Annotated in this window: 18 protein-coding genes; 6 read left to right on the top strand and 12 right to left on the bottom strand. The window is 49.3% G+C overall.

What is annotated here, in order from left to right; all coding sequences use genetic code 11:
* Positions 1 to 267: 267 nt before the first annotated feature.
* A complete protein-coding gene (gene rlmKL, locus AMJAP_RS07185; protein ID WP_019621576.1) occupies positions 268 to 2472 on the bottom strand; it encodes a bifunctional 23S rRNA (guanine(2069)-N(7))-methyltransferase RlmK/23S rRNA (guanine(2445)-N(2))-methyltransferase RlmL in 2205 nt (734 codons plus the stop codon).
* 468 nt (positions 2473 to 2940) lie between these two features.
* Here rlmKL and rmf point away from each other — a divergent pair, with 468 nt between their 5' ends.
* A complete protein-coding gene (gene rmf / locus AMJAP_RS07180; RefSeq protein ID WP_083935313.1) occupies positions 2941 to 3147 on the top strand; it encodes a ribosome modulation factor in 207 nt (68 codons plus the stop codon).
* 107 nt (positions 3148 to 3254) lie between these two features.
* Here rmf and AMJAP_RS07175 read toward each other — a convergent pair whose 3' ends face one another.
* The 3 genes from AMJAP_RS07175 to AMJAP_RS07165 form a co-directional block, all read right to left on the bottom strand.
* Entirely contained in the window at positions 3255 to 4286 is a 1032-nt protein-coding gene (locus AMJAP_RS07175) for a quinone-dependent dihydroorotate dehydrogenase (protein WP_019621575.1), read from the bottom strand.
* Positions 4287 to 4350: 64 nt separating this feature from the next.
* Positions 4351 to 4569, bottom strand: coding sequence for a DUF2835 domain-containing protein (locus AMJAP_RS07170; protein WP_019621574.1), 219 nt, complete (start codon positions 4567 to 4569; stop codon positions 4351 to 4353).
* 58 nt (positions 4570 to 4627) lie between these two features.
* Positions 4628 to 9442 (bottom strand): NAD-glutamate dehydrogenase, encoded by a 4815-nt coding sequence (locus tag AMJAP_RS07165; protein ID WP_019621573.1) that lies wholly within the window; start codon positions 9440 to 9442, stop codon positions 4628 to 4630.
* Positions 9443 to 9683: 241 nt separating this feature from the next.
* Here AMJAP_RS07165 and AMJAP_RS07160 point away from each other — a divergent pair, with 241 nt between their 5' ends.
* Positions 9684 to 11366 carry a BatD family protein gene (locus AMJAP_RS07160; RefSeq protein ID WP_019621572.1) on the top strand — a complete coding sequence of 561 codons (1683 nt, stop codon included), beginning with the start codon at positions 9684 to 9686 and terminating at the stop codon, positions 11364 to 11366.
* A gap of 13 nt (positions 11367 to 11379) precedes the next feature.
* Here the strand turns inward: AMJAP_RS07160 and AMJAP_RS07155 are convergent, their stop codons facing one another.
* Complete coding sequence (locus AMJAP_RS07155) at positions 11380 to 12285, bottom strand: TIGR01777 family oxidoreductase (protein WP_019621571.1); 906 nt, start codon at positions 12283 to 12285, stop codon at positions 11380 to 11382.
* 78 nt (positions 12286 to 12363) lie between these two features.
* Between AMJAP_RS07155 and AMJAP_RS07150 the strand changes: the two genes are divergently transcribed.
* The 4 genes from AMJAP_RS07150 (at position 12364) to AMJAP_RS07135 (ending at position 16924) form a co-directional block, all read left to right on the top strand.
* Positions 12364 to 12975 carry a riboflavin synthase gene (locus AMJAP_RS07150; protein ID WP_019621570.1) on the top strand — a complete coding sequence of 204 codons (612 nt, stop codon included), beginning with the start codon at positions 12364 to 12366 and terminating at the stop codon, positions 12973 to 12975.
* 381 nt (positions 12976 to 13356) lie between these two features.
* Positions 13357 to 15219: a thiamine pyrophosphate-dependent enzyme gene (locus AMJAP_RS07145; protein ID WP_019621569.1), complete on the top strand. Its 1863-nt coding sequence runs from the start codon at positions 13357 to 13359 to the stop codon at positions 15217 to 15219.
* Positions 15219 to 15866, top strand: coding sequence for an indolepyruvate oxidoreductase subunit beta (locus AMJAP_RS07140; protein ID WP_019621568.1), 648 nt, complete (start codon positions 15219 to 15221; stop codon positions 15864 to 15866). The genes AMJAP_RS07145 and AMJAP_RS07140 overlap by 1 nt, the downstream gene beginning before the upstream one ends.
* 134 nt (positions 15867 to 16000) lie before the next feature.
* Positions 16001 to 16924, top strand: coding sequence for a DMT family transporter (locus AMJAP_RS07135; RefSeq protein WP_019621567.1), 924 nt, complete (start codon positions 16001 to 16003; stop codon positions 16922 to 16924).
* Here AMJAP_RS07135 and AMJAP_RS07130 read toward each other — a convergent pair.
* Genes AMJAP_RS07130 through AMJAP_RS07100 form a run of 7 tightly spaced genes read right to left on the bottom strand, consistent with a single transcriptional unit; the run spans position 16921 to position 24486 of the window.
* A complete protein-coding gene (locus AMJAP_RS07130) occupies positions 16921 to 17667 on the bottom strand; it encodes a sulfite exporter TauE/SafE family protein (RefSeq protein WP_019621566.1) in 747 nt (248 codons plus the stop codon). The two genes, AMJAP_RS07135 and AMJAP_RS07130, sit on opposite strands and share 4 nt — an antisense overlap.
* A 58-nt stretch (positions 17668 to 17725) precedes the next feature.
* Positions 17726 to 19030 carry a DUF58 domain-containing protein gene (locus tag AMJAP_RS07125; RefSeq protein WP_019621565.1) on the bottom strand — a complete coding sequence of 435 codons (1305 nt, stop codon included), beginning with the start codon at positions 19028 to 19030 and terminating at the stop codon, positions 17726 to 17728.
* Positions 19027 to 20010: an AAA family ATPase gene (locus tag AMJAP_RS07120; RefSeq protein WP_019621564.1), complete on the bottom strand. Its 984-nt coding sequence runs from the start codon at positions 20008 to 20010 to the stop codon at positions 19027 to 19029. Before AMJAP_RS07120 ends, AMJAP_RS07125 begins: the two co-directional genes overlap by 4 nt.
* Positions 20007 to 21281 carry a DUF4350 domain-containing protein gene (locus tag AMJAP_RS07115; RefSeq protein WP_019621563.1) on the bottom strand — a complete coding sequence of 425 codons (1275 nt, stop codon included), beginning with the start codon at positions 21279 to 21281 and terminating at the stop codon, positions 20007 to 20009. Before AMJAP_RS07115 ends, AMJAP_RS07120 begins: the two co-directional genes overlap by 4 nt.
* Entirely contained in the window at positions 21268 to 22815 is a 1548-nt protein-coding gene (locus AMJAP_RS07110; protein WP_019621562.1) for a hypothetical protein, read from the bottom strand. The genes AMJAP_RS07115 and AMJAP_RS07110 overlap by 14 nt, the downstream gene beginning before the upstream one ends.
* Positions 22802 to 23788: a stage II sporulation protein M gene (locus tag AMJAP_RS07105; RefSeq protein ID WP_019621561.1), complete on the bottom strand. Its 987-nt coding sequence runs from the start codon at positions 23786 to 23788 to the stop codon at positions 22802 to 22804. The genes AMJAP_RS07110 and AMJAP_RS07105 overlap by 14 nt, the downstream gene beginning before the upstream one ends.
* Positions 23785 to 24486, bottom strand: coding sequence for an RDD family protein (locus AMJAP_RS07100; RefSeq protein WP_201356423.1), 702 nt, complete (start codon positions 24484 to 24486; stop codon positions 23785 to 23787). Before AMJAP_RS07100 ends, AMJAP_RS07105 begins: the two co-directional genes overlap by 4 nt.
* Between the last annotated feature and the right edge of the window lies 1 nt (position 24487).

The raw sequence follows: 24487 nt of genomic DNA, 5'->3' as shown, positions 1-24487 counted from the left end.
ACTTATGGTGCAATTTTTATTCGTCATCACAATCAGATATATCTCAGCCTTGTCTTATCACCGGCTATTAAGCTGCGGAGAGAAGTAAGTCCTGATTGCTCTTTAAATGTGCATTATTGTTTAGCAGGTTTTATGCCAATAAGATCTCGCACCAAGCCCATGCACATTTACCGCACCAAAAAAAACCACCTTACGGTGGTTTTAGTCAAACTAAAGCAGTCAGGAAAAGTAACAGCCAAATATCCTAAAGAAGATTGACAGGCGTCATTATTCTTCCGCACTCTGCATTAACGCAGAAATTTCAAAGCACTGATGAATCCTGGCATGACGCTTAAAATCAAGATCGATTGTCTTACGGGTAATATCCACTACCTTAAAGACTTCGGACAACTGCGGATCAATTTTGAAGCGTCGGTAGTTATTAGAGAAAATCAATTTCCCCTCTGGACGTAACAGCCCCATTGCCAACTTAATTAAATCAACATGGTCCCGCTGAATATCCAGAACATCATGCATACGTTTAGAATTTGAAAAGGTCGGCGGATCCATAAAGATTAGATCGTAACTTTGTCCTTTTTGCCCTTTCAGCCATTTAATACAATCTTCCTGAATAAACTGATGCTGCGTCTCAGAGAAGCCATTCAGGGCAAAGTTTTTACGCGCCCAGTTCAGATAGGTCGCTGACATATCGACACTGGTCGTTGAACGGGCACCGCCTTTGGCGGCATGAAGCGATACTGTTGATGTATAACTGAACAGATTAAGAAAGTCTTTCCCCTTAGCCTGCTGCTGTACCTGCAAACGAACAGGCCGGTGATCGAGAAATAAGCCTGTATCGAGATAATCTTCCAAATTCACCAGAATCCGGCAACCGCCTTCATTCACATCGAAATAGTGCTCTGTCTGATCTCGTTTCTCATATTGATTGGTGCCTTGTTGCCGCTTACGCTGCTTCAATACAATTTTTTCTGCAGGAATACCCAACACAGAAGGCAGCACTGCAACGATCTCCTGCAAACGGGCAAACGCTTTTACCACATCGATACTCTTTGGTGCCTGATATTCCTGCACATGAACCCAGTCGTTATAAAGATCGATTGCCGCCGAGTACTCCGGCAGGTCAGCATCGTATAAGCGGTAACAACTTATATTCTCACGCTTTGCCCACTTACCCAGCTGTTTCAGGTTTTTCTTAAGACGGTTAGCCAGCATCTGGGCACCATCACTTAACTCAACTGGCGCAGCGTCAACTTCGTCTGTGGCTTCAACGGCAGGCTGCACTGACTCAGACGGAGTCTCAACTAATAATTCCGAGGCCTTACGCGCTCTTATGTTAAAGATCTGCAGTTGACTCGGTATGGCTCCGTTATACAGTTTATAGGTCTTATCAGACGCTAACTTCATCATCCGGCACAGCTCAGGGTTTCCGGTAAACACCGCTGCCTGCCAGCCTGCAAAGTCTGCTTTTAACCGTTCTCCAAGGTGCTGATAGAGAAAGAACAGTGTCGGTTCATCTCCCAGACGCTCACCATAAGGCGGGTTGGTAATGACCAGCCCCTGCTCATCTGAGGTGGGACGAGACAGCCTGGAAAGATCCCGGCGCTCAAGATGTATAAGCGATTCAATTCCGGCACGTCGGGCATTCTCACGGGCGTGATTTAATACTTTAATATCCGCATCGAAGCCTTCAAAACGACTTTTAGCCTGCTTTAGGCCGGTCTCTCTACGCTCTTTGGCCTCGTCTAATAACGTCTGCCAGATCGTATTATTGTGTTGCGTCCAGTAGGTAAAGCCATAATCCCGGCGAAGCAAACCTGGCGCGATATCCGCAGCCATTAACGCCCCCTCGACCAACAACGTGCCAGAGCCACACATAGGGTCAAGCAATGCCTGACCTTCAGCGGCTTTAGCCGGCCAGCCGCAACGATATAACAGCGCTGCAGCCAGATTTTCTTTCATCGGCGCCTTACCCGCCTCTAACCGGTATCCACGACGGTGCAGGCTATCACCTGACATATCGATAGCGATCGTTGCTTCGCCTCGCTGCAGGTGAACATTGACCCGCAGGTCCGGCTTCTGACGCTCTACCGATGGACGACGACCAGTTTCATCCCGAATCTGATCGACAATCGCATCTTTAACCTTCTGCGCACCAAACCGGCTATGATTGATTCCCTCAGACTGGCCTGTAAAGTCGATCAGCAGAGTTCCTTCCGGACGCATATGCTCCAGCCAGCTAACCTCTCTCACGCCACGATAGAGCTCATCAGCCGTTTCTGCCGGGCAACGCTTTAGCTCCAACAAAATCCGGTTCGCCACCCGCGACCATAAACAAGCTCGATACGCCGCCTCAAGCCCACCGGAGAAATAAACACCGGCCAACGTTTGCTTTGGCGTTTCAACATTCAGGGCCTGTAGCTCATCAAATAGAACAGGCTCTAGCCCTTTAGGGCAGGTAGCAAAGAATTTCATATGCAGGGAATACCTCAATTAAGAACGCGCATCTTAACGGCAAACGCTTTTAAGACCAATGACTAAGATTCGAATTCAAAATAATAGTCTTTAAAGTGAATTTTTTTCACTCCGGTTCGACTGTTTAAAAGATGGATCGCAACCTATTGAAGTCATAACAATTTTTGCAGTTGCGTTAAATATAATTCTATTAAAATTATATCTTCAATATATTTTTTTAATTACACACCCGATTATATTTCCGCCATTGTGAAATTCTGTGAAGTTCATAGTCCAACTGAAAAACTATGAGATATAGCCAATATATCAAATCCAATAAAGCAACATAAACAACAGGAGCAAATGAGTCACAGAAACCAGGTTCGCTGAGAGGCAGGGATGTACTGAAATTACCTAACACTATTTCACTGTTAAACTCGTCACATGCAGCAACCTATCGAAAAATATAAGAACCAGAGAGGCTGTCTTATGAAGAGACAAAAACGTGATCGTTCTTCAGTACTTTTCAACCGCGGTTTTCAAGCCGGGCTCGTCGGAAAATCAAGAGACGAGTGCCCAGTTAATGTTCAAGATCTACGTAGTCACTGGATGAGTGGCTGGCGAGAAGGTCGGGAAGCTCACTGGAATGGTCAATCGGGTGTCTCAGCTATAAATAGTAACCCATCTCTCCATTAATTACGGATCCACTACAGAGTAACGTGTGGATAGAACAAAAAGAAGGCTCCTGAGGGAGCCTTTCTTATGCCTGTAAGTCGTTACTGCCTTACTCAGAAAGCGACGCTTCAACCCTTGTGCTTAAGATCCGCAATGGCTTTAACCGACTCTGTTATCAATTCAGGGCCACGGTAGATAAACCCGGAATAAACCTGAACCAATGAAGCACCTGCTTCTATTTTTTCTGCCGCATCAAAACCATTAGTAATACCGCCTACACCGATAATAGGCAGCGCACCATCTAATTCCCGCGCCAGAATCCGAATAGCCTTAGTAGCAGCGTTACGTACAGGCACTCCACTTAGCCCCCCCGCTTCAGCTGATATAGGCGAGTTTTCAACCCCCTCACGTGACAGCGTGGTATTCGTTGCAATCACACCATCCATTTCATAGGACTTAAGGGCGGATGCAACCAGCCCAAACTCATCTTCATTCATGTCTGGTGCGATTTTTACTGCGACAGGAACATACTTACCATGCAGTTGAGCAAGTTTTGCCTGTTCAGTCTTCAGAGCTGCCAGCAACTCATTGAGAGAATCACCAAACTGCAAGGTGCGGAGTCCCGGTGTATTCGGCGATGAAACATTCACCGTGATATAGGATGCCTTTTCATACACTTTGCGCATGCTGATCAGGTAGTCATCCGTCGCCTGCTCAACCGGAGTATCAAAGTTCTTACCAATGTTGATACCCAGCACGCCATCAAAGCGACTCTTTTCAATATTCGCCAACAGTGTATCCACACCCTGGTTATTAAATCCCATCCGATTGATAATCGCCTGATGCTCAGGGATACGGAACAATCTTGGCTTAGGATTACCGGGCTGGGGACGAGGTGTCACAGTGCCGACTTCAACAAAACCGAATCCAAGTGCCGCCATCCCATCGATTGCGATTCCGTTCTTATCCAGCCCCGCAGCCAGACCGACCGGATTTGGGAACTGAATCCCCATCACTTCAACCGGTGAACTTAACGATTTAGTCGCACAAAGAGAACTCAAACCCAGATTAGCCATCAGGTTGAGACCATTCAGAGACAGGTCGTGAGCCTTTTCTGGATCGAGCTTAAACATCAAAGATCGGGCAGCTTGATAGAGCATGGGATTCCGTTAGTCGAATTAATGTGCGGGCATTATATGCAAAGCAGTCAGCGCTGTAAAAAAATCAGAGCCGCTCTATAGCGTTGAACTTGCCAGAATCGGTGAAACTTATCCGAAAACAGCCATGAATGCCATTATGTAAAAGGTAAGGTTGCAATAAGGATGTAGGAAACTTAATTCGCCGCCCATCCCGGCTAACCGCAATAACTTCATTGACCCGTTGTTGATAATGGGCCAGATACTCTTCTGAAGATAAATTAATATCGACAATAACCTGCTGCATATATATATCTGGACTAAGTTAATAGAAGGAGACAATCCCCGGTGTATGGTCGGCTATCTTACTGACAGCTTCGCCCCAATTCCACCAGTTCTGCGATTGTCACAGTATACATGGCATAATCCGGTCTCTCTGCCACTTTCAGCTCACTAACAAGTTGTTGCCAGCGTAGCAGGGGTTGCTCATGCTGTGTCATCCAGGTCTCCAGGGCATCACCCTCTGATGTATACCGAAGGACTGTCGCAACGATGACTCGCTGTTGATTATCAATATCATCACGAAACGACTCCCGTGCCAGTGATTGCCACTGACTTCCCCGTTCCAGCTTATTCAGCCGAGCGCTTAGCCAGTGAAGTTGTAACACTTCCCCGACCCGAAACATCACTTCAGCAACCCGCTCAACCGGTTGATCATTCGAACCGGCCACATCGATGATACTCAACACCGTATATAAGCACCGGGTACCGGCAATCATCGCCGCTAACTCATCAGGCACTCTGGCATCGACAAAAAGCTCGTAGGCTTCATGCCAGTCCTGTTTTGGCTGTCCACAGAGGTATCCGCCAAACTGACCCGCTATTTCACTGATTGTCGCACGATAAAGTTCAACCTCTTGTAGACAGACCGTGTCATTTTCACTGCGATTCACGACAAACCAACGGGTAGCCCTGCGGACTAGATACTGGAGTTCATTCATCATTGTCAGCTGTATGTTCGCATCTACCTGGTAATCAAGCGCCTCTATTTTCTGCCAAATACTTTGCAGATCAAACACCTCTCGCGCTAACACATATGCACGTGCGATACGGTCAATCTCTGACCGGGTGGATGACCGTAAGCGGTCAACAAATTTAAATCCCATATAATTAACCATATTATTGGCTAACTGAGTGGCTATAATCTCCCTTTTCAATGGATGTTGTTGTAAGAATAATGGATAAGCGTCAACCAGGCGCTGAGGAAAAGCGGTCATCAGTTCCCCTGCAAGAAAAGGAACATCAGGCGCCGGTGAGTTCAATAACAACTGCTTAAGTTCGCCCTTACTATATGAAACAAGTACCGCTATCTCAGGCCGGGTAAGTCCTGCACCAACCGCCTGCCGCTCTGACAAAACCTCATCATCAGGCAGAAACTCCAGCTGACGATTTAGCTGCCCTCGCTGTTCGAGATCCTGAATGTACCGCCGGTTCTCCCCCATTCCGTTAACCGCATGGACCAGCTCCAGGCTGATAGCCTGAACCTGACGATAATTATTCGTCAACACCCTGACACTAATATCATCCGTCATTTCATGGAGCAGCAGGTTGCGTTGCTTCTGTGTAAGATCGCCGTTATCTAATACATCATTAAGCAATATTTTGATATTGACCTCATGATCAGAGCAATCAACCCCCGCCGCATTATCAATAAAATCGGTATTCACGCGGCCGAAATTACTGGCATACTCCATTCTCGCCTGTTGAGTAACACCCAGATTTCCCCCCTCTCCAATCACCCGGCAAAGCAGATCACGGGCATCGACACGCAATCCATCGTTAGCCTTATCACCTACCTCCTCATGGGTTTCGTAACTGGCTTTGATATACGTACCGATACCCCCATTCCACAACAGATCAACCGGAGCACATAACAAGCGCGATATCAGCTCATTGGGGGGTAAACGTTCCTCTTTAATATCAAATGCACGTTTCATTTCAGCGCTAATCAGGACTGATTTAGCACTGCGATTAAACACGCCTCCCCCTGTAGATATCAACTCCTTATCATAATCATTCCAGCCCGATCGGGGGAGTTTGAAAAGCCGCTCACGCTCATGCCAGCTTCGCGCCGTATCTGGAGAGGGGTCGATGAAGATATGCTGGTGATTAAAGGCCGCCTGCAATCGGATATGCTTTGAAAGCAACATCCCATTACCGAACACATCGCCAGACATATCCCCCACACCGATGACATTAAAATCGGTTTCAGCCACATTGACACCCAGCTCCCGGAAATGGCGCTCAACAGAAACCCATGCGCCCTTCGCGGTAATACCCATTTTTTTATGGTCATACCCCTGACTGCCTCCGGAGGCAAACGCATCATCCAGCCAGAAGTGATACTCCGCGGCAATTTCATTAGCAATATCAGAAAAGGTTGCTGTCCCTTTGTCCGCAGCAACAACCAGATAAGGGTCCTCCACATCGTAACGAATCATATTATCTGGCGAAATAACCACGCCATCGGCCAGGTTATCAGTCAGATCAAGCAGCGCACTGATAAATTGCCGGTAACACTCTACTCCCTCACGCTGCGTTTCATCCCGGGTCATCTCCACCTGCAGACGCTTTGCGACAAAGCCACCCTTAGCCCCGACAGGCACAATGACTGAATTTTTCACCTGTTGCGCTTTTACCAGCCCCAGCACCTCTGTACGATAATCTTCATAGCGATCTGACCAGCGTAAACCACCCCTGGCAACCTTTCCTCCCCGCAAATGAACACCTTCAAATCGCGCCGAGAAGACAAATACTTCATACACAGGACAAGGTTGTGGGATATTGGGTATATCTGCCGGATTTAATTTAAGGGCCAGATAAGGTTTGTTCCCTGACGACGCCTTAAACTGATAAAAATTTGTACGCAGAGTGGCTTTAATCACAGCAATAAACTGGCGGATAATTTTATCATCATTCAGCCCCTCAACCTGATCAAGGCTAGCTAAAAGAGGCTGTTCAAGCTCAGCGGTCTCTGCTCCCCCCTCCCGATCAGGATTGAAACGTGCGTCAAAAAAAGCAACCAGTTGTTCAGCGATTTTACTGTGCGCTGTGAGCGTATTATTTATCGCGCTACCCGTCAGCGGAAAGCGTATCTGTTTCAAATAGGCTCCATAGGCGCGTAAAAGATCAACCTGACGCCAGGTCAGGCCTGCCATCAGTACTAATCTATTCAATTTATCATTCGTTACATGACCGCCCCAGATCTGCATAAAGGCGTCCTGAAAAGCCTCTTTCATATCCTGCGGGGCATGCCGTATAGCCATACTGCTCTGCAAACTGAAATCATGAACCCAAACCGTATTCTGATCGCTATTGATGGCATAAGGATGCTCATCAATAACCCGCAAACCCAGATTCTCGAGTATAGGTAATACATCAGACAGAGGTAGCGGCGCTCCCAGGTTGAAAAGTTTGCAATTGAAACTGGCGTCCGGTGTTTCCAACGCACGGTAGAAACTTAATGAGAGTTGATTATCATTGTTCAGCTTCTCCATATGCTGAATATCAACTACCGCAGTACGTGCTGGAAAATCCTCTTTATAGCTAGATGGAAATCCTCGGCCAAAGCGATTGAAGACGACAATTCCCATCTCTTCACCTAACGCCTCGATCAATGAACCATAAAGTTCATCCGACCAGCTTCGGGCAGCCTGACGAACCTTTTGCTGCAACCCTTCCACATCAATCTCGTGTGGAATCGTCTGATTACTGCGTAGAATAAAGTGTGTCCGGGCCAGAATGGACTCTGAAAAATAGGTATTAAACTCCGCGCGATTACAGTTCAACTCAGTAAGCAGGGTCTGCTCAGCCCGTAACCGGAATTCAGTGCTATAGACATCACGAGGCGCATATAACAGGCAGGAAACATACTGCCCAAATGGATCACGTCGTAAGAAAAGGCGAATCTGGCGGCGTTCATGAATATGTAAGATAGCGATTGTTGTTTCATAAAGTTCATCAATACTCGCCTGAAACAGATCATCTCTGGGATGTACTTCAAGAATCTGTTGCAACTCTTTCCAGTCATGCCCATTTTCATGGCGCTCAGACCGGGCCAGAACAGCAGCCACTTTCTCTCTGACAACCGGAATCTGACGAGAGTTACCGATGTACACCTCGGATGTATACAAACCCAGAAAGCGACTTTCGCCCGTCACACGCCCCATCTTATCGAAGCGTTTCAGGATGATGTAATCAGGATAAGCAGGTCGGTGAACGCGGGATTTACTGGGTGACTTAGTAAATGAAAGCAGATCAGGAATCAATGTAAAGGGCGCATTCTCGCGGAGAGAATCATCGACCAATTCAGCCCGGCAATACTCATCACAGTACTTAAGCTGCCCTTTCTGACTACCCATAACCAGCGCTAACGCTTCATCGCCTTTGTTAACCAGTTGATATTCATCGTAACCAAGAAAGGTAAAATGCAACTTCAACCAGCGCACAAACTCCCGTGTTTCAGCCAGCCCCGCAGGCCGCTTGTCTGCTTTAATCTGATCATACATTGATAGCAGTTCATCAATGTTACCGAGCATCGGCTCAAAATCGTTTACGACAACGGCGACCTGATATAAAACATCATCTAAATCCGCTTGCAGATCAATCAGCAGCTCCGGATCCGTATGTCGATCAATCTCCAGTGTAATCAGGGTTTCATGGCGTACGTTCTTCGAGCGACTGGTACTGCTAAGGAAATCAGAGAACAACTTATTGCCGTCTCTTTTCAAACTCAAGACTGAGTTATGAACACCATGAATACCCAGATGACGGCGACTAAGCTCGACACGAATAGAATCCATCGTAAACGGCAGATCATCACTCAATACTTGCACTATCGTATGTGCAGACTGCCATCCATGTTGTTCAAAATCAGGATTAAATACCCTGACCTTTGGCTGTTCAGAGTTATGTTCCTGAAGAAACTCCCAGGCATACAGAGTTGCTCCATAAAGGTCCTCGCTTCGCCAGTGAGCTATATCTTCATCAGTACAAGTAGCATAGAAACAGTCAGCGAAGGCCTGAACCTGCCTCGCTCGTTTACCCGTTAACCGGGTTTTAATCTGATGGGTAAGCGATGCCAGTAATGCCATTCGCGTTTCACGGAGCCCAAGAGCCATATATCCCCCTTACTAAAGGCAGGCAAACGCCTGAATGACGTCCTATCTGAGTATAGTAAAAACAACAGGTTATGATGGCCGAAATATATCTTTTAAGCATATTATTCAGTTATGCTAAGGTTGCTGAAATAAGTAACTGTCACTCATTCAGCCTATTAAGCTAACTATCGGCTGGTGTTATTACTACATAACGTTTTAGCCTTTGCATATTGAGACCGGAAAACCGGAGATAAACCCGCTTATGTCGTTTCTGTTTCATCCAGCCCGTAGCACCCTTGCCGGATTTATTGCACTTATCGCTCTACCGGTTCTAGCTCAGGTCAGTGTCTTTTCAGATCGTTACTCAGTCGCAGAGGGTGAAACACTTCGCCTCACCGTTGAAGTAGATCAAAGAGCATCTGGCCGCCCGGACTTTTCTCCCCTGACCCGTGACTTCCATTTTCTCGGAAGTAAGCAGATGACAGTTTCCAGCTTTGCGAACGGAGAAAATCAATACACGACGCGCTGGCAAATTCTGCTCAGACCAAGACACTCAGGCGAATTGCAGATACCGCCTCTTCAGTTTAATAATGAATTCAGTCAACCTTTATTGATCACTGTCGCCGGGGAAACCGGAGCGGCGGCGATAATCAGTAATGACGCCTATTTAGAGAGTGCCGTTGATGGCTACGAGGTCTATCAGGGCAGCCAGGTTCTCTATAGTCAGCGCCTGTTCCATCTCGACGACCTGCCACCGATGGCTTCTCTCTCGGAACCTTTAATACCCGACACTGAGATTGTGCCGTTAGGTGAGAAACAGCAATACACCCGTGAAATTAACGGTCAGACCTATAAGGTTGTCGAACAAAACTACGCTCTCTTTCCCCAACAAGCAGGACAACTCTCAATACCCGCCGCTCATTTTAGCGCCGGACCAGGCACCCCGGAATTAAACTCAGAGCCTATTTTTATTGATGTACTGCCTCAGCCTAGCCAAAAGATTCGCGGTTACTGGCTTCCATCCAGCAAGCTCTCACTGGAAGATCTGACACAGTCTCCCAACCACCTGACGGTAGGAGAGAGTCAGACTCGCACGTTGAAAATCACAGCGGAGGGCCTATTGGCAGAGCAACTACCGTCTTTGATCTCTCTACGCAATGAACTGGCCACTATCGAGGTGGAAGATGTCCAGCTGGAACAAAAAAACACCGTAAAAGGTATCATCAGCAGTCGGACGGAAACCGTGCGCATCACCCCTGTTGAACGAGGAGAAGTCACTCTTCCGGCGATCACAATTCCCTGGTGGAATCTGACGCTGGATAAAAGTGAAAAGGCCAGTCTGCCCCAGATAGTACTGAGAGTAGAACCGGCCTCTCCAAGAAATGAACCTCTGGCTGATGCTCCTGCACCAGCGGCTGAAACAGATCAGGCGGACAAAGAACGGTCAGTCGATACCACCGCAAACACTGAAACTAACGGCAGCGTACGTCTGCTTGTATGGCTATTAGCATCAGTAGCAATCATAACGTCCCTGGGCTGGCTCTATAGCTTTTCATCTCAACGACGTAAACAACCCGCTCAGAAAAATCAGCAAAGCGAACCGTCACCTCCCACGCAAACCCCTCCGATAAATGACAGTGACAAGCTGAATCAAATATTAAAAGCAGAACAACTGGCTTTCAGTCAGGCTCTGGATGCTTGTAATAATGATACGCCGCTGGAAGCGCGGCTATTGATGCTGGAATGGGCGCGTTTATTCTGGCCACACATCCAGTTTAACAACAGCCTTGACCTGAGTGAGTTAAACAACAGTAAAACACTCGAGCTGCTATTGATCGATATGGAAAGCTACATCAGTGGCTCCGAAGCCGGCCCCTGGTCTGGCGATCTGTTAGCCTCAGCACTGATGCATATCAGGGAAAATCAACTGAAGCCCCAGGCGTAAGTTTTCGCCAGGGTTAGTCTGAGGGTTCAAGTACCTGATGCAGGGCCGATGCCAGATCGGGGAATGCAAACTTATAATTAGCCTCTAATAATCTCTCCGGATAGACCCTCTGACCCCGGATCAGTAGTTCACTGCCATCTCCCAGCAATAACTCCAGCATGGCAGCGGGAACACGAAACCAGGCGGGGCGGTTAATGGCTGAAGCCAATTCCCGGGTAAACTCCTCATTCGTCACCGCACCCGGCGCGGTCAGATTATAGGCCCCGGCAAACTGTAGCTGGGACAACATCATATTGATAATCTCTACCTGATCATCAATATGAATCCAGGACATCCACTGAGTCCCCCGCGCAATAGGCCCTCCAAGACCTAAGCGGAAAGCCGGCAACATCTTTGATAACGCACCACCCTCACCCAATACAATCCCCGTTCTGATTAAACAAACACGCACACCAAACGCCTGCGCTTTAAGTGCCGTCGTTTCCCACTGTTTACACAGCTGATGGGTATAATCATCAACGACTTCGCCCCGTTCATTCAATTCCAGATCATCACTACGACAACCATAATAACCAATAGCAGATCCACTGATCAGCACATCCGGATTACACTCCAAACGTTTAACCAGATCAACCAATGCTGCGGTGGTCTCGATACGGCTTTCAAGTAGCAACTGCTTACGCTCATCGCTCCAGCGTTTGTCTGCAATACCTTCTCCCGCCAGATTGATAATGCCTTCAATATGATCACCGCTATCAATCTGTGACAGATCGGTAATAACCTTTATTGAATCGCCAAATAGCCCTCTCGCTTTGCTCTCAGAACGACTCCAGACCACCAGTTCGTGACTATGCTCCAGTAATCTTGGTACAAGATGACGACCGATAAAGCCAGTCGCGCCACTGATAAGAACTTTCATATCCATCCCCCTAAGCATTGCAATCAAGGCAGTCTGCCTCTATAAACATAGTCCAGTCAGGTATTAACAGGAAAAATTATGTTCACCGGTATTGTTCAAGGCACTGCAAGCGTTATTACGACAGTAATTAAAAATCAGTTCATGCAGTTAACACTAGAGCTGCCTCAAAAGCATTGTGACAATCTTCAAACCGGTGCCAGTATCGCAGTTAATGGTACCTGCCTGACCATAACAGCTTTTACCGCTAATCAGGTCAAGTTTGATTTGATTATGGAGACGCTTAAAGTCACGAATCTGGGCGAATTAAAACCGGGTGATAGTGTCAATTTTGAACGTGCGGCCCGCATTGGTGATGAGATCGGCGGACATATGCTCTCCGGACATATTCACGGTCAGGCCTCTATCATAAACATTGAGCAGCCCGAAGATAACCGTATTATCTGGTTCGAAGCTGAGCCCGACCTGATGAAGTACATTTTACCTAAAGGCTTTGTCGCTCTGAACGGCTGCAGCCTCACTATCGGCGACGTAAAAGAGAACCGGTTTAATGTTTATCTGATACCGGAAACCTTAACTGTCACCACTTTTGGCGCGTCATCTGCTGGCGATAAAATCAACCTGGAAATTGATAGTCAAACACAAGCGGTGGTTGATACCGTAGAACGGTATATGCAGCAACACAGCAGCTGATTCGGGGCTCGGGGCTCGGGGCTCGGGGCTCGGAATTATCAGCCCCAGCACAAACAACAGAATAATTTTCTTACAAATAAATTAACTCTCTGATTACCTCTCTCAAAATAAAAGAAAGCTTTTATCGGGCAACGAACACGTCACGCCTTTTGTGACGTTCGAGCGACGAACAACGGCCCTTATGGCTCTAAACCCTTTATTCTTCTCCCCAACACCCCTAGAGATATAACTTTTGCCGTTATCGCCCGGGGTTATTCTCTCTACTTGACACAGATCAGTCTGTAGCCCGTCTTATCTCTTTAGAATAACCTCCTTATGATTCACTTTCATATTAAAAATAAATATAAGTGTATCGCTTTTAACTAAGTAAGGAGTTTGCCCTTGAGCGCAACACAACCGGCCCAACAGGATCAACGTCAGTTTATTTCCGGTAATGAAGCGGTGGCCCAGGCCGCACGTGATGCCGGGTGTTCAGTTGCATCAGCCTATCCAGGCACTCCTTCGACTGAAATTCTTGAGTTTATTGCCGCATATCCGCAGGTATATACCGAGTGGTCCATTAATGAGAAGGTATCGCTGGAAGTAGCGATCGGGGCCTCTCTGGCTGGCTCTCGCGCGCTATGTGCGATGAAGCATGTAGGTGTCAATGTCGCCTCTGATGCGCTGATGACCCAAACACTGATCGGTGCGGTTGGCGGCTTAGTTCTGGTCGTTGCTGACGACGTTGGGCTCTCCTCTTCTCAGAATGAGCAAGATTCCCGTTACTGGGGCCGGTTTGCCCATTTACCTATCCTTGAACCCTCAGACGCGCAGGAAACTTACGCAATGACAAGACTTGCGTTTGCTCTCTCAGAGCAGTACGAAGTCCCTGTCATTGTCCGGCTTACTACCCGTATCTGTCATGTTAAAGGAGTAGTCACCAGTAGCCCGGCAGAAACCTATGAACCCAAAGGGTTTACCAAGGACCCAGCCCGCTTAGTCATGGTGCCTGGCAATGCGAAAAAACGTATTCCACTGATGATGGCACGGGATCAGGTACTTCGACAGGTTAGTGAAGACCACCCGCTAAACTACACTGAAAATGGCAGTGACCAGTCTGTCGGATTTGTCACCTCAGGAGCTGCATACTTCCACGTCAAAGAGGCCTATCCCGAAGCTCCGGTCTTAAAGCTCGGATTCAGCCACCCCGCTCCCATTGAAAAGATAAGAGCGTTTTCCACCAGCGTCGATAAACTGGTCGTCGTGGAAGAGGTAGAGCCGTTGCTTGAAACCGAATTAAGGGCAGCCGACGTTAACGTTTATGGTAAGGATATTCTGCCCCGCATCGGTGAACTCTCTCCGAGTGTACTGGCCCCCTGCATCAGCAAGCTGATGGGCACACCCTGTAAGGACGAACTGATTCCCGTTGAAGAGCTGTTTCCTCGTCCACCCACGCTATGTGTGGCCTGTCCTCATCTGGGCATCTACTACTGCCTTTCCCATATCAAGAATACAATTATCTCCGGTGATATCGGCTGTTATACGCTGGGCGCAGGCCACCCATGGAACGCCCTTGATACAACTATCAGTATGGGCGCATCCCTCAGCGTTGCTATGGGTATCGACAAAGGCCGCAGTGAAGCTGATAAAAATAAAAATGTACTCGCGGTCATTGGCGATTCAACCTTTATGCATATGGGCATGCAGGGGTTACTGGATATAACTTACAACAAGGGTAATGTGACCGTTCTGCTGCTGGATAACAGGGCTGTGGGTATGACAGGAGGTCAGAACGCTCCCTCTTCAGGCCTGGATATTCATGGCGAAGCAACCATGCAGGTCGATTTCCGAAAGCTCTGTGAAGCGCTGGGCGTTAAGTCAGAACGAATACATGAAGTGAACCCCTATGAGCTGCCAACCCTGTTTAAAGCACTGCGCAGTGAAACCAAAGTGAAAGAGCCGTCGGTCATTATTACGAATCAGCCTTGCGTACTGACTGAACGCTACAGCCAGTTACCCCCTCTGAAAGTGGATGATGATAAATGCACCGGGTGCAGTAACTGTCTCGATGTTGGCTGCCCCGCCATTCTGGTGACCCGTCGAGAGACCGTCATCAAACCCAACGGTAAAGAGAAAGAACTCGCCTTTGTAAACATCGATACTGCCGCCTGTACGGGCTGTGATCTATGTACCAATACCTGTGCCCCTGATGCGATTGTTCCGGCATTCAATGTCGACAAGATCAATGCAATCGAGGTGAAGTAATGAATATTCAACATAATACTGCTGACCTAAACACCGACACTGTAACTAATATTCTGGTGGTGGGTGTCGGCGGCCAGGGCGTAATGACGGCTGCCGATGTATTGTCACAGGCGGCACTGGCACTGGGCTACGATGTTAAAAAGACGGAAGTCGCGGGCATGGCACAACGGGGAGGGGTAGTCACTTCCCATGTACGGTTCGGAAAAAAAGTTCTGTCGCCTTCAATCAAGCCTGGTGAAGCCGATATGATGATCGGCTTTGAACCGGCTGAGGCATTACGCTGGCACAGCCATCTTAAACCGGGCTCTGTCGTAATGGTTAATGACTACCCGCTGATCCCCCCTGTGGTCTCTATCGGTCTGTTTGACTACCCTGAAGACCCCCTTGGCCAGCTATCAGACTGCGCTGTTGAATTGCATCGTTTTAATGCCGGAGAAGCCGCGATAGAGCTGGGTGATAGACGACTGGTTAACTCAATCATGCTTGGCGCCATCGCCGACCACCTGCCCTTCCCTCCTGAAACCTTAGAAAGTGCGCTGCTTAAGCGCTTTCAACACAAAGGGGCTGCATTGGTTGAACTTAATCGCCAGGCATTTGCGCTGGGGCGCCAGGCGTTCAATACCACTAAAACTATGGCAACAGCCTGAACTAACCGGCTTCAACCCTGCATCAAGCCTGCCCGTTTTACGCTAAATGGGCAGGGCTTGCCTCACTCCTATTGCTTAATAAAAACTGCGGCCTACAATGGCCTCTCTTTTTCCTGTCTCATGAGGTTCCATTGATGGAAACCCGAAATATCCGTGCAGATCTGACGCTCCTTCTGGTCGCTGCAATATGGGGATTTGCCTTCGTTGCCCAGCGCCTGGGGATGGATCATCTGGGACCATTCGGCTTCAACGGTAGCCGTTTTTTGCTGGGAGCCCTTTCACTGCTCCCCCTGCTGTTAATCTTTCGCCCTAAACCGGGAGCAACCGAGCCTAAAGCGATGCTCCGGGGAAGTCTGACTGCCGGTATCTTTCTCTTTATGGGCGCCTCTCTGCAACAGGCAGGGTTACTTTGGACCTCGGCAGGAAACGCCGGTTTCATTACCGGACTCTACATCATTATCGTGCCTCTGCTAGGCCTTCTGCTGGGCCATGTAACCCGCCTCAATACCTGGCTGGGTGGTCTTCTGGCGGTGGTCGGCCTATATTTCCTGACCGTGAATCAGACCAATGGCGAACGTTTTAACGTGAACACAGGCGACCTGCTGGTATTAGGTAGCGCATTCTTCTGGGCCGCCCACGTGATAGTGATCGGCAAGCTGGCCAGCCAGCTGGATAACTTGCGTCTGGCGATCATCCAGTTTTTTATCTGCGCCCTGCTCAGCTTTATCGTCGCTCTTCTGTTTGAGCAAGATACGCTTTCACTGGCAAATATAGCACTTGCCTGGCAGCCAATTGCCTATGCGGGTCTGCTCTCTGTCGGTGTTGCTTATACGCTGCAAGTAGTAGCTCAGCGTGATGCGCCGGCATCCCACGCAGCGATCATTATGAGTCTGGAAGCGGTATTTGCGGCAATCGGCGGATGGTGGTTACTGAGTGAAGACTTCAGCGACCGGGCGTTAATAGGTTGTGCCCTTATGCTGGCAGGTATGATTCTGTCTCAGTTGAATCTTTTCCGGAGGAAAAAGCCATCAACAGACTCTGTTCAGACCCCTTCTTAAACAATCGTCAGCAAAATATAGCCGCCCAACAGTAACAGGGCGGTAAAGAACAGCCTCCTAAACAGCTGTTCTGATAACCGGCGTCGAATACGCTGCCCGATTAGCATCCCGGCAATCGCTGGAATTAAGCCCAACGCGGACAGTATCATCTGCTGCTCTGATAACAGGGCATTGTCACCTAAACTAATACCCAGCGCTAGTGTCGACAAAGTAAACAGCATCCCCATTGCCTGAATTAACTGAGTACGATTCAAGCCTATCCCTTGCAGATAGATAACCCCGGGGACAACAAAAGAACCAGTCATACCGGTCAGAATGCCATTGACAGCTCCGCAGAGAGGTCCCGCCCAGCGCTGCTTATCGTCACCAATAACAAGCGTCAGCCCAAACAGACTTATAACGGCATAGCTGATCAGAACGACACCCAACAAGAGGGATAGATATGAGGTATCGATGAACGAGAGCGACACGCCACCTAAAGGAATAAGAAGCGTTGCGGGTAATAGAAACGCCCAACACCGTCTGACAATATTACCCATTTCACCGCCTCTGCAGGCTTGCCAGAGATTGGTACAAAATGAAGGGATGAGCAAAAGAACCATCGCCGTAGGCAGGTCTGAAACAACCGTAAGAATAGCCAGGGTCACCGTTGGCAACCCCATGCCGGTAACCCCCTTAACCATTCCAGCCAGCATAAAGGTCAGGCTAATGATTAAGAGCATCAGCGGGTCTGTTACTGGCATCAACCAGTCCCTACAGCAAGATCTGTCATCGATTCAGTATAAAGCCAAAAGCATTTTATTAAAGGCGTCCTGATGCCTTCACTGTAAAGTATTGATTTATGAGTGCCACCGGGAGCTGCTTTGCCAACAGATCCAGCGTCAGTGCACCCTGATGACGCAACTGCTCATGGTTCTTGTTACGACTTTCCAGATAGTCCTGTACGCCGTGAAAGCGCAAAGCTGAATCCAGATCAGAGACCCTCGCAGCCTGGGTCTGATCGAGGATCTGCTCACGCAGATCAGCAACCACTACAAGATGACGGCGTGACAGTAATCTCACTGCGGTCACCAGATCATCGCTGTCTTCATCCCGGGTATTTGTCACCAGCACAACCAGTGCCCGACGCCGTTGCAGGGGCATCAGCTCACGGGCCGCTTCAAGGTAATCTGCCGCTTCCAGTGTTGCCTCAATATCATAAGTACCAGCAATCATCTGTCGTACCACCGTGCCTCCTTTCACCGGAGGGAACCAACGTTGCACCCCGCCGAAAGTCTGAAAGCCCACCGAATCGCCCTGCTCTGCAGCCACATAGGCGAGCAATAACATCGCATTCAGCGCCTGATCAAGGTGGCCTGTATCCTCTTCCAGATGACGCATCCGCCGACCACAGTCGAGCATAAATAAAATCTGCTGATCCCGCTCATCCTGATACTCACGCGAAATCAACTTGTGATAGCGGGAAGTCGCTTTCCAGTCGATCTGACGCAGCGCATCACCGGCACGGTATTCCCGCAGCTGATGAAAGTCATTACCTTCTCCCCTGCGTAAACGCTGTTTAATACCCAGCTGGCTCAACTGATGATCCGTTGCCAACAAGGTGTACTGACTTACCGCTCTGAAATTAGGATAAACCTTGACCGTCTCAGGCAGCGATACATACTGTTTTCGCTGCCACATACCAAGCGGTGAAACACTAACCAGATCCACCCCGCTGAAATCACCATCACCCCGTCGGTTCGGGCGCAATCGATAAGTAACCCGGGCACTACGATCAGCAGGAACCGTTACCTGAGCAGATAAGCCTTCAACGGCGTAATCCGACGGGTGGTGATCATGCAGGGTCAGCCACTGAGGCCGGCTGCTGGTATTAGTCACCTGCAGCTTCACCTCACTCCAAACCCCCACAGGGATACTGCCCCGCAGTTCCCGTTTGATACCGGGTACTGGCTCACGGCGTTGCAGCAACAGATCCAGTATGGCAGCGCCCAACACGATCGCCGCACTCAGGTCGCGTAACAGCGCCAATGAGGCCCAGAACTGCGTCAGTAAAGCCAGCAATAGAATCATTGTGGCTAATAACACCGTTCGGCGCGACGGGGTCATACCCGGGGTGCCTCCACATTGCTGAGAATATCTTTCAGCACATCATCCGGTTGATAACCTTCGATCTCAAGATCAGCACTCAGCTTAATCCGATGACGCAGCACCGCCGGTGCCACCGCCTTAACATCATCCGGAGTCACAAAACGACGCCCCGATAAAACAGCATTCGCCCGCCCCGCTCTTAACAGAGAGATACTTCCCCGCGGTCCACTACCTGATTCGATACCACTCCAGTCACGGGTCGCTCTGACGATTTTTACCGCGTAGGCAACAATCTGCTCGTCAACTTCTAATTTAGAGGTATACCTTTGCAAGCTAAGAATCTCTTCTGGTTGCAATACCTCTTTAACGGATGAGACATCCAGTTTATCGGCCACCGCATCACAAGTGATCTGTTTCACCATCTGCAGCTCTTCCTCTATGTCTGGATAATCAATAAATACTTTCAGCAGAAAACGATCCAGCTGCGCCTGTGGCAAGGGGTAGGTTCCTTCCTGCTCGATAGGGTTTTGGGTCGCCAGCACTAAAAAGGGCAGATCCAGCTCAAATGACTGTCCCTCAATAGTGACCTGCTGTTCCTGCATGACTTCTAACAATGCAGACTGCGTTTTAGCCGGTGCCCGGTTAATCTCATCCGCCAGTAAAAAGTTACAAAACACCGGACCTTTGCGTACCCTGAAAGAATCAGACTTTCGGTCGAACATGATGTGCCCACTGATATCACTGGGCATCAGATCCGGGGTGAACTGAACCCGGTTAAACACACCACCGACGGCAGCGGCCAGGCTTCGCACCAACAAGGTTTTCCCTAAGCCCGGTACACCTTCAACCAATACATGACCACCCGCCAACAGAGCGATGGTCGCATCCCGGACCACTTGTCGCTGACCGATAACGGCACGACCAATCTCCTGCTCCAGCTGCCCAAGTTTACGCAGCACCTTCTCTGATAGCTGATCCTGTCCCTGCGAATCGTTCATCTTAACTCCCGCTGTTTTAAGCCACTGGCCAGCTGCTGCAGTACCAGAGATGCTTTAATAAAATCCTGATCTTTATCGATCGCATGATAAAGGCTACGCGCAACTGCCTGCCCAGCCATGCCGGTTTTTTCACCAATCCATTCAGCCCGCTGACTATTGTCCATCGAATTCAGACCTGGATGACGTTTACGCCAGGCCAGCTCAAGAGCCCGACGGTTACTCTCAAATAAACTGTAACCTTTATCGATTCGCCAGGCGTACTGGGCTGTCGCATCGATATGCTCCAACAGATTACGCCGCTGTTGGTGCATCAAAAAAAGACGAGGCCCCGTGTAGAAAAACAATCGCCATCCCATCAGTAATAAGACGACAACCAGCGCTGAAACCAAAAACGGCATTCGTTGCCATAACAGCTGCGGCAGCGGCAGCATATCAATACTGTACTGAAGCCAGACTTTGCGACTGTCTCCCACGATCCGGCTTAGAAGGTACGCGTGATCCAACTTACCGATTCGATCATTAGTCAGCAGATCCAGGTCACTTAGTACCACCACGGAACCCAGACCTGAATTAAATTTCAGATAGTGATCGCCAATTTCAGAACCGATCCGTTCTGTTGCCCAGTTATCCGTATCGACCAGGTAACGATCACTGCGAACAGTCGCCATTATCAAGTCAGTTTCACCTGCAACCTGCAACGAGATTTGTAGATAACCTGAGTCATCAGATTCTTCTGCAGCAGAGTTATCAGCCACATCACCCGACGCGGAATCCTCTACAGCCGATTTTTCTAATGCTGAAGTGTCTACTTCTGTGTTTTCAATATCAGACGCATACATCTGAACGCCCAGATCAGCCAGGAAGCGCTCCCGGCTATCCTGGCGGCCATTCTTTTCATCGCTTTCATCAGAACGGCTAAAGTACTGAGGTGCGACTATCACCACGCCACCCGCTTCAACCCAGTCATTCAGAGTATAAAGCTGTTCATCGGTAAGGTTAGGTTGTATCTGACGCAGCAGCAGTGCATCACCGGTGGGTGGCAGATTGGAAACAAGATCGCGCGCCTGAAAGCTCTCCGCCTGATATCCCAAAGCCTTCAAATAGTATTCAGCGGCCAGAAAACGATTCCGTTTTGCTTGCGGTGAAACCTCAACCCGCTCTTCGCGTACCTGCCGCTCATAGTTGTTAAAAAACCATACCGTATACCAGGACACACCCGCTATCAGTAACGCCGCCAATACCCAGAGTAAAATACGATTAGCCATCGACATTACTGTATACCTCCGGCCATCGTTCACATAGCGAAAGTACTGGCTCTGCTGCGGGTGTTATATGCCCATACGCCATCTTTAACCAGTGCCCGGTCAGCGAATCAAAATACTCCGCCTCTGCCACAGTACGACTGGCTTTCACCATCTCGAGGCACTCCCCCTCCGTAGCACTATCGGGTATATCCAGTTGCGCCTGCATCACCAGATAAACCAATGCGCCCCGGTAGAGCAAGCTCAGCGCTTCACGAAAAGCACCGTCAGAGGCCAAACGATGGGCTTCAGCAGCGAGATCATCCGGTAACTGCTCGGGACGCAGATCCAGACCAAATAACTCTACCGGCTGCTGTCTGCTAACACGCACCGGCCTGCGCTGAAAACGACTGAACCACTGCGTATTACCAGCCACGCGATAAACCAGATACACCACTAGCAGAATGCCGACAATCCAGATCAGAATCTTGCCAACTTCTGCGGTGCCCTCAAAGAAGCCACCCAGTATTTTGAATAGCCCCTCTAACAGATCGAAAAACCAGCTATTATCAGTCTTTTCATCCGTGTCGGGTTGACCAATATATTGCCAGTAATGGGTCTGCTCCGTCCGGCCAAAAGCGTCATCTTCAAGAACCTGTTCAATGACGGGCTTTGCCTCCTGGCTGCTCACAGGCGCACCCGCTTCAGCTGGCGACCCTGGCAACAGAAAACTCACCAGGCAGATGAGTATCAGACTGGCAGAGCCTTTACGGGCCGTTTTTCTGGCGTATTTACCGACCCCTTTATCAGCCAGCTGGGTACGGCTCATCTTTAAGCGTTCACGGGTTCGACGGAAATTAATCTCGATATCCCAGCCTTCCAGCTCACTACGTCGATTGAGATACAGAGCAAAGCCCGCCGCCACATAAAAGGGTGCGATCAGCGACATGCACAACAAACCACCGGCTAACTGAAGCCACTCACCAATCCGTCCGGGGGCAAAAATAAGATCGTTAAGACTGGTCCAGCGCAGATCTTCCGGGATCAGCATGAACACCACCGCCACAAAGGCCGTCTCAAGAATTGTTTCAAGGTGAATACCGATAACCGTAAGCCAGGTAGCCGCATGCTGATTTTTTCCCAGCACCCGTAAGCGGTCTCGCCGGGGCTTGCCCCGAAGCTGTTCAAGAATAGCCACCGGCAAGGTAAACGACCGGGATGGATTAAACCGACGAAAGGTCAGGTTCAGCAGTAACTGAGGACGAACCACCGTCCACCACTGCCGAAGCACAGATTTAACCGGCAGTTGTTCGCCAAATACCGCCCGGCTCATCCAGAACATCAACGGTGGCTCATAGAGAGGTTTGAACCACCAGACCAGCAGGATCAATAACCAAAGTTGCTCATGCAACAATAGGAATAGCATCACTCCCAGAGGGGCTGCACTCGCCAGCCATAACAACCAGAGAGGCATAAACCAGCGGCGTGCCAGCGCAAAACCAAGATCAATCGCTTCCCAGGAGGTTCGGCGCCGCAGGTTAATTTCGAGTTTATCGAGTTCCACCAGCCCCCCTGCCCGCATAGATAAAATAGAGAATCATCAGAGTCCAAAGGATGGCGGCAGCCACGTACTTAATCAGATTGGGCAGATCACTGGCAGACCAGAACGCCTCGATAAACGCAGCCGCCAACAACATGAGTCCCGCCCCCATCACCAACGGAACGGCTCTGCCCGCCTGCAATCGGATAGCATCCAACCGACCATAACGCCCCGGAGCGATAACGCCCCGACCCAGCATCAGTCCGGACGCACCGCTAATCACAATAGCGGTCAGTTCCAAAGAGGAGTGACCGGAAACAAAAGGCCAGAATGTATCATAGTAACCCAGACTCGAGAGATAGCCTGCCACACCACCGATCACAAGCCCATTATAAAAGAGCGTAAAAACAGTCCCGACACCCGCCAGAATACCCATCGCAAAGGTACGAAAGCCGATACCAATATTGTTAAAGATGTAAAAGCCAAACATCGCAAAATCAGATTCCGCGGTACGTTCAAGCGTACGCCCAGGACGGGCATTATCCGGCTCATACATCTCAGCCATCTTGCTGACTTCGGCATCACTCATCAGGCTGTAAATCAGACTGCTATCAATCAGGCAGAAGCCACCGACTAACAGCGCAGGTAGCAGAAACAGCGCTAATGCGATCCAGAAGTAACCAATATTCAGTCTCAGGCTGACAGGAAAATCTACAGCAACAAACGCAAAAAAACGCCACAGCCAGGCACCACGACGGGTATAAAGCTGCTGGTGACCGCGTAAGACCAGTCGGTGTAGCAACTCAACCAGTTGCGGACTATAACGTCTGGCTCGCGCCAATGCGTAGTGATTACAGGCTTGTCGATAAAGCCCCGGCAAATCTGCTGGCAGTTCATCTGATGAACGTCTAAAACGAAATTTTTCTAATCCGCTCAGATGACTTTCTAAACGGTCCCAGACAGACTGATAGCGTTGTTCAAACTGATCCTGCCTCATCGATGGCCTCGCGTCAGCCAGGTGGCATAGCACAATATTTCATGCACCCCGGCTTCACCCCGTTTTCCGGTAACAGGGTATAACTGTGCGGCCAGTTCAATCTGACGATCAAGCGACAACTGTGCACTACGTTCCGCAAAACTGATCAGATCACGCTGTTCTTCTACACTCAGCTCTAGCGGCGGGCGCCGGCCCTCCACATCTGGAAGCTTAACTCTTTGCAGTTCCTTATCCCGGTATACCACCAGGGTGCCAGCAGCCAGATCACCAAGCCGCTGGAAATTTCGATTCATCAACATCGAAAGTAACCCTGCGGCATACAGAAATGGCAGAAAATCCGCAGCCCGTAACAGGTTCCGAATGAACGAAGAGGAAAAAGAGATCGGCGTACCATTATCATGAATAACCACCAGCCCCATCGCCTTTTTTCCCGGTGAAGCGCCGTTATAGAGTTCGAATAACACCGGATAAAACCATTCAATCAGGAAAAACATGATCAGCATTACCGCCGTCCCCACCCCACCAAAGAATGAGAAAACGGTGACAATCAGACCATAGAGAATCGTCCTGATCAGCATATCGATGCTCCAGGCACAGGCACGCACGATCGGCCCTGCCAATCGGAGTTCCAGGCGAATACCTTCAGGCGTTTCATGCGCCCGGACAGTATCCGTCAACGGGCTCATTTCAGTGTGCACT

It is taken from the genome of Amphritea japonica ATCC BAA-1530, from assembly GCF_016592435.1.
Lineage (GTDB): Bacteria > Pseudomonadota > Gammaproteobacteria > Pseudomonadales > Balneatricaceae > Amphritea > Amphritea japonica.
Note: the sequence above shows the minus strand (reverse complement) of the source record. Positions and strands in the feature narration are given on the sequence as shown.